General features: G+C 31.7%; 2 protein-coding genes. Both read right to left on the reverse strand.

Going from position 1 to position 2673, the window contains the following annotated elements:
- On the reverse strand, positions 1–834 hold an 834-nt coding region (locus A3854_RS05030; protein ID WP_141081834.1), incomplete at its 3' end, for a hypothetical protein.
- Positions 835–836: 2 nt separating this feature from the next.
- Positions 837–2673: hypothetical protein (locus tag A3854_RS09580; protein WP_180378650.1), on the reverse strand; the 1837-nt coding region annotated here is incomplete at its 5' end.

Consider the following 2673-nt stretch of genomic DNA (forward strand, 5'->3'; position numbering starts at 1 on the left):
TAAGGATACACCGTAAAATGCCCTATTGCTATCATATTCATGAATTGCATACGCCATCTTTCCAAGCTCATAAGCCACAAAACCAAGATTTGATTTTTTTATTATGGCCTTTGGATCGGTTATATCGACTAGACTTAATATAAAAAGAGCTATTTGTTTTATTATAAATTCTCCATTTTCCGAGCTTAGCTCTTTTAAATTTTTATCTAGCTCATCAAAACACTCCTTTATGCTTCTTTCAAATTTGCCCTCATCTAATCCTTCGCTAGCTATCAATGATTTAGCGTCATTTAGTAGATCATTTTTTAGAGTATTTAAACAATCTCTTAAAATATTTTTAGCCTCATTATAATTAGAAACAATAAGCTCAAACATATGATAAAAACTTGACGGTTTATCTTCTACTTCATTACCATCTTTTAGCAACTCCCTATCATGCTCATCTTGAGCTAAATCCAATATCTCTTGATTATGTATTTTTGTTTGTAAAGGAGTAAGCCCTTCTCTTAAATTTTCAAAGAATTTATCAATAGCACTTTTTTTATGAACTACTTTTACTGGGATGCCTTTATATTTAAACTCCCTTACTCTATTTAGTTTACCATCTTTAAAGCTCTCTTTGTCTACATAAAAATCAGTTATTATTGATATGTCTTTATCTTTACCTTTACAACAGATAAGATCAGAGACAATCTCTGCAATTATATTGCCAGAATATGAAGAGAGATAGTTTAAACTAGACGTATAAAGCGTCACGCTCTTTGCATCAGCTATGTACTCTTTTATCTTTTTTAAACTCTCTTCGCAAGAGTAGGTTATATTTATATCATTCATCGTTATGCCACCACTACTGTTTTAATTAAGTTTATATCATCGCTATATTCACTATCCAACCCACAAGCAAATTTTATACATATTGTTTTTGCTTTACTTGGCGTAATATAGATAAGATTGTTATCGTCGCTAATATCATCTACAAATTGAAAAAATCCTATTCCACTCTTAGGAAGCGTCATATCTTTATAGATAGGCTCAGTATATTTAGGGGTAATAAAAATAAAATTTTTATCCATAAGCGAGTATTTGAAGTTAAACGATGAGATACTAAATTTATCATCTCTAAATCGGGCCTTTAGATACTCTTTTAGCTTCTTATCTTTTATATCAGAGCCTTCATCTAAATTTAGCTCCATCTCTTTAAATCCCTCTTGGTTTTTATATTCCACATCATTTAGCTTATATATACAAACAGCAAGATTATCTGTTTGATTAAGGGCTGATTTTATATGAAGCCTTATGTAGGCATTATTTAAATTTATATCTTTTATTATTTCGCTACTATCTTGCATACTAGGATTACTTAAACTATGCTCTAGTTTAAGTTTATTCTCTTTTTTTATGCACCTTAGCGAAGAGCCGGTGTTGCTTAGGCAGTTTGGCACTAGATCTTGCATTACAGCGTAGTGATCATTCATGCTTTTTAGACTAAGTGCCGATCTTGGCACATAAGCTACTACGACGCATGGGATCCTAGCTGAGCAGCCTACTATTGGCGAGTTTATAAAATCAACATCAAGTATCACGCCTTGATCGTCTGATCTTATGCTCCTGCCTGCCCTACTTTTTAAGATCACATGACCGCCATGTGGGCAAATGATAGTGTCGTCTTCTATGACAGGGCATGAAGTCGCAGTAGATGAAATTTCTTTAGATTGATTATCTTTTTGTAAATTTTGCCTTTGATTTAAATTTGAAAGAGCCTCTTTAGTCTTTTTACTCATTGGTTTTAGATCGATATTTAGACTCTTATTTAATAGTGAATAATTTAATATATTTGCTTGAGAATTTCTATAAGCAACACTTAGCCTTCCTATATCTTTATCCTCATCTCTTGGCTGATGAGTAAAATTTAGAGGGATATTCTCATCACTATTATATTTTTCGTCTTTAAAATAAAGTGGATAATCCTCCTCTTCATTGGCTTTAGACAAAAGGGCAGAGTTTAGATATATTCTTTGATTCATATTTTTACTATCTAGCTTAAATATCTCCTTTAATACCTCAACATCAACGATACTTTTATCTACTGCACTTACACTAAGAGTATCGTTGTTTTTATAAAAGATACTTCCCACGCTCTCATTCATAAGAGCTTTTATATCATCGGTTGCTACTTTATTGTTGTAAGCTACATCATCATTATTTTGAGCGGATTTATTATTAGCTATTACTATGGCTTCATCGCTAGAGCTTATGTCATTAGAGTCTATGCTAGCCAAGAAATTTTCATTTTCTTTTAGCTTTGCTAGATCCGCATATTTTAGATTTATTATGCTCTTTAGCATATCTATTCTATCTTTTACGAAGATGCTAGCCTCTGCTATATCCACTCTATTATCTCGTAGTATCGTTATATTTTTATAGATGTTTTTGCTATAAGAGAAGTATTTACCAAGCTCATTTACATCTATCTTTTTTTCAAATACAAATAAATTCAAAGCACAAATAGCCACTAGCATATCTATATCGTCAGCTCTAGCATCACTTACTATCTTTGTCGCATCTAGTTTATTTAGATCATCTATATCTAGTATCTTTACTAGATGTGCTTCTTTGTTGCTATTTTTATCTATGTTGCTGCCTAAATTTTCTATTATATACCCGACCATATCT

Origin of the sequence: Campylobacter concisus, from assembly GCF_002092845.1 — a bacterium.
GTDB lineage: Bacteria > Campylobacterota > Campylobacteria > Campylobacterales > Campylobacteraceae > Campylobacter_A > Campylobacter_A concisus_AQ.